Origin of the sequence: Frisingicoccus sp., assembly GCA_016298055.1 — a bacterium.
Classification (GTDB): Bacteria; Bacillota; Clostridia; order Lachnospirales; family Lachnospiraceae; genus Frisingicoccus.
The window spans coordinates 1-2,609 of sequence record JAEDDO010000228.1; the positions used below are offsets into that span (position 1 = coordinate 1).

Genomic DNA, 2,609 nt, shown 5'->3' on the forward strand with positions numbered 1-2,609 from the left:
AGAGAAATAATTGTTAAAAAAATAGTTGCATGCTATAATAAAATAAATGAGGAAGGAGGCGGAGAATTGACCTATTCTTTATATGAGCTGCTGTTTTTCTTTCTGGCTTATTCTGTCATTGGATGGGCAGCAGGAACTGTGGCTGCTGCAGTGCGGGAAAAGAAGTTTATCGATGTTGGTTTTTTATATGGGCCCTATTGTCCTGCTTACGGAATCGTAGCGGTATTATTTGCGTTATTTCTAACAGAACTTAAAGATAGACTTGTTTTTTTATTTCTTGGAGGAACTGTTCTTTCGTTTATTGTGACTCTGGGAACCGGTTTTGTACTGGAACGGATATTTCATCGAAAGTGGTGGGATTATTCAAGAAGGCGTTTTCAATTCGGCGGGCATGTCAATATTCCCTATGTCATATTATGGGGTATACTGGCGGTTGTGTGTGTGAATATCGGAAACCCCTTGCTTATGGATTTCGTCCGACTTTTCCCGAGGATGGTTGGAGAGATTGTTCTGTTAGCGGCAGGAATTATTATTCTTCTGGATTTGATTGGAACAATTGTCGGCATTTTATCTTTAAGGTTATATATCAAAAAGGCTTCGGTGCTCTACTCTGTATCTGAAAGTTTACAGAATGTGGCAGATACGATGGGAGAAGGGCTGACCGGCTGGACCCTTAAGCATTTGAATAAAGCATATCCTCTGCTGGATGCCCGATCGCTTGTAAAGGCAAAGCTGGATGAAGAAAAACGTTTGGAAGAGGCTAAGGAAAGGGCGGGAGTTTTTGCCGTCGGCTGTTCTTTTTACAAACTGGTCTGTCTGTTTTTTCTGGGCTCTTTTTTAGGTGATATAACAGAAACGATTTTTTGTTATGTTACAGCCGGAGAACTCATGAGCCGAAGCAGTGTGGTTTACGGTCCCTTCAGCATTGTATGGGGATTTGGCTGTGTTTTGTTGACAGCAATTCTTTATCAGTACCGGACCCGGAGTGACGGATATATTTTTTTATTCGGAACGGTGCTGGGCGGAGCCTACGAGTATTTTTGCAGTGTATTTACAGAACTTGTTTTCGGGACAGTTTTCTGGGATTACAGTAAGATTCCCTTTAATCTGGGCGGAAGAATTAATCTTTTATACTGTTTTTTTTGGGGAATAGCGGCAGTTGTCTGGCTTAAAGTGCTCTATCCTTTGTTTTCGGGATGGATCGAAAAGATTCCGAAAAAAGCAGGGATTGTACTGACATGGATAATGATTGTATTTATGATATTTAATATGACAGTTTCAGCTTTTGCCATGGCCCGTTATTCTGTCAGAAATACGACAGGGGCAGAGGCATCGACCTGATTGGATATTTTTATGGATGAACATTTTCCTGATGAACGAATGGAAAGAATCTATCCAAATGCAATTATTGTAGAAGATTTTTAAGGAGGTATGTATCTATGAAGAAAAAAATGATAGTTCTGGCGTTATGCACAGTAATGGCATTTTCCTTTACGGCATGTGGGGGAAACAAAAAGGAGACAGCACCGACAACGATCGCAGAGGAGACGGAAACATCGTCCGGGGCAGAGATTGCCAATCCTTTCGTAGATTGCCAGACCCTTGAAGAGGCAGCCGCACAGGCCGGGTTTGATTTAAGTGTTCCGGACAGCATCGGGGATTATTCTGAAAAAGTGATTCAGATGGCGAAGGAAGATGGACTTGATCTGATACAGGTCTTCTATACGGGCTCAGGCGAAGAAAAAGTTCTTGTACGTAAGGGAATCTGTGAAGGCGATATCAGCGGTGATTATACGGTTTATGAAAAAGAAGAAACGGTTACAGAAGAAGGAATTGAGATAACGTTGAAAGGGGATTCCGAGTGTATGCATCTGGCACTCTGGACCGAGGGCGAATATAAATTTTCTTTGTATGTGGAAGCCGGTATGGATAGTGCCGAGATGGTTGAAATTGTAAAAATGATTAAATAGTTTAAAACTCTGTTTTAGGTATCTGGATATGGTTCAGAATATTTAAAACAGAGTTTTTTATGTTGATTTAAGTTCTGCTTCTTCCAAGCTGCCAGAAAGCAACAGCACTGGCAGCTGCCACATTCAGTGAATCCACACCGTGGGACATTGGTATTTTCACGGTGTAATCACAGTCGGCAATCGTACAGGAGGCGAGGCCTTCGCCTTCTGTTCCAAGGATGATGGCCAGTTTTTCTTCAGCCATCAGTTCCGGGGCATCGATGGAGACGGAATCGTCACTTAAGGCCATGGCAGCAGTTTTAAAACCGAGATTTTTTATGAGAGACAGACCGGGATATGGCCATTGATCCATAGCATCTCCGATAAAAGTCCATGGAATCTGAAAGACGGTTCCCATACTGACACGTATGGCACGCCGGTACAATGGATTACTGCAGGCGGGAGTGAGAAGGACAGCGTCAATGTTCAGGGCTGCGGCAGAACGGAAAATAGCTCCCACATTGGTCGGATTCATGACATTTTCAAGAATGGCGATGCGGCGGGCACCTGAGCAGACATTTTCGATTGATGGAAGCTGTGGACGACGCATGGCACAGAGGGCGCCGCGGGTCAGTTTAAAACCGGTCAGTTTGGTGAGAA

At 43.3% G+C, this 2,609-nt stretch carries 2 protein-coding genes and 1 pseudogene; 2 read left to right on the forward strand and 1 reads right to left on the reverse strand.

Going from position 1 to position 2,609, the window contains the following annotated elements:
* The first annotated feature begins 66 nt into the window (after positions 1-66).
* Both QZZ35_RS10920 and QZZ35_RS10925 read left to right on the forward strand, forming a co-directional pair.
* Positions 67-1,425, forward strand: a pseudogene (locus QZZ35_RS10920) (putative ABC transporter permease).
* Between the two features lie 14 nt (positions 1,426-1,439).
* Positions 1,440-1,970 (forward strand): hypothetical protein, encoded by a 531-nt coding sequence (locus QZZ35_RS10925; RefSeq protein WP_291237429.1) that lies wholly within the window; start codon positions 1,440-1,442, stop codon positions 1,968-1,970.
* Positions 1,971-2,037: 67 nt separating this feature from the next.
* Here QZZ35_RS10925 and QZZ35_RS10930 read toward each other — a convergent pair.
* The coding region (locus QZZ35_RS10930; protein WP_291237430.1) for a TrmH family RNA methyltransferase at positions 2,038-2,609 on the reverse strand (572 nt) is incomplete at its 5' end.

Excerpts from the sequence above, each read along its gene's own strand:
- QZZ35_RS10925 (WP_291237429.1), top strand. The coding sequence starts at position 1,440 with ATGAAGAAAAAAATGATAGTTCTGGCGTTATGCACAGTAATGGCATTT.